This window comes from Streptomyces calidiresistens (genome assembly GCF_014141525.1).
Lineage (GTDB): Bacteria > Actinomycetota > Actinomycetes > Streptomycetales > Streptomycetaceae > Streptomyces > Streptomyces calidiresistens.
This window is the reverse complement of the sequence record NZ_VKHS01001129.1, coordinates 1-1321: the sequence shown is the minus strand read 5'-3', so window position 1 is coordinate 1321 and position 1321 is coordinate 1. Positions and strand designations below refer to the sequence as shown.

The window sequence follows — 1321 nt, the reverse complement described above, 5'->3', positions numbered from 1 at the left end:
GGGCGGGGCGGGCGGCGCGGTGAAGCCAGGCGGCCCCGGCCGCGCCGATCAGGGCGGCTGCGGCGTGCCCGTGCCACAGGCCGTCGACGTGCGGGGCCAGGGCCAGGGCGGGGGTGGTCAGGGTGTAGGCGATGCGCTCGCGGCGCAGGCGTCGGCGGCGGGTGCGGGGGTCGGCCGCCGTCGCCTCGGCATCGGTCACGGTCACGGGGGTGGTCCTGGTGGCCACGGCGGTGGTCTCCTTCGGGGTGCGGCGCCCGGGCGGGGGCGGGGAAGCGGGTGTGCCGGTGGCCCGGCCCCCGAGGAGCGGGGCCGGGCCACCGGCACGAAACGAAAGGGGACAGGGGGGAGGGCGGCTCAGTTGGCGCGCAGGAATCCGGGCTTGGGCTGGCGGATGCCCTGGCGCTGGAGGTCCTGGGCGGCCTCGTAGACGCCCTCGTACTCGGCGCGGTGGGCACCGGCGGCGTCCTCGGCCGCCCGGGTGACGACCTCGCTCGCGCGGGACATGTCGGTGGTCGCCTCGGCCGCGGCCTCCATGCTCCGGGCGACCTCCAGCATCGCGGCGACGTGCCGGGGGTCGACCTCGGAGTCGGCCATCAGCTCGGCCATCCGCCGTGCGGCGGCGGCGTTGCGCAGGGCGCGGCGGCGCACCCCGGTGACGCGGTCCTGGAGGCGGGCGGCGGCCAGGGAGAGCCGCACCAGGCGGGTGGCGAGTCCGAGGAAGGAGTTGTCGTCGGGGATGCCGGGCGAGCGGTCCCGGCCGTCGGGAACGTTGAGTTCGGCCATCGGTGTCTCCTCAGATGGACTGGTTGTGGACGCGGGCCGAGGGGGTGGCGAGGTCGGCGTCGGCCGCCGCGCGCTGGACGGGGCGGTAGGTCTCCTCCATGTCGGTGTGCAGGGCCTCGGCCTCCTCGGCCGCCGCGAGCGTCGCGGCGCGGGCGTTGCCGGAGGCGGCCGCGATCTCCTCCATCACCTCCGACAGCCGCTCCATCGCGACGGAGGTGCGGCGGCCGATGACGTTGTGGTGGGCGGCCAGGTCCTCGGCCAGGTCCCGGAGCGCGGCGGCGACCTCCTGCGCCTGGCGGGCGGCGGCCTCGCACAGGTCGTGCGCCGAAAAACCGGCGTCGGTGAGGGTGGCGAGGAGGTCCAGGACGTCGTTCAGGTCCACGTCGGTGTCGTGGGTGGCGGCGCCGACGTGCAGGCCGGCGGTGCGGCCTCCGGCCGCCGCGACCGGACCGGTTCGGGTTCGCTGGTTGGGCATGGGGGGTGCCTCCTTGCTGGGGTGCCCGGGTGCGGTGGTGCCCGGGCGGGCGGTGTGCGGGGT

At 77.2% G+C, this 1321-nt stretch carries 2 protein-coding genes and 1 pseudogene; all 3 read right to left on the bottom strand.

What is annotated here, in order from left to right; all coding sequences use genetic code 11:
* The coding region (locus FOE67_RS25905) for a hypothetical protein (protein ID WP_182667255.1) at positions 1-226 on the bottom strand (226 nt) is incomplete at its 3' end.
* Between the two features lie 128 nt (positions 227-354).
* Positions 355-783, bottom strand: coding sequence for a hypothetical protein (locus FOE67_RS25900; protein ID WP_182667254.1), 429 nt, complete (start codon positions 781-783; stop codon positions 355-357).
* Positions 784-793: 10 nt separating this feature from the next.
* Positions 794-1321, bottom strand: a pseudogene (locus FOE67_RS25895) (hypothetical protein); the annotation flags it as partial.

Excerpts from the sequence above, each read along its gene's own strand:
- FOE67_RS25900 (WP_182667254.1), bottom strand. The coding sequence starts at position 783 with ATGGCCGAACTCAACGTTCCCGACGGCCGGGACCGCTCGCCCGGCATC.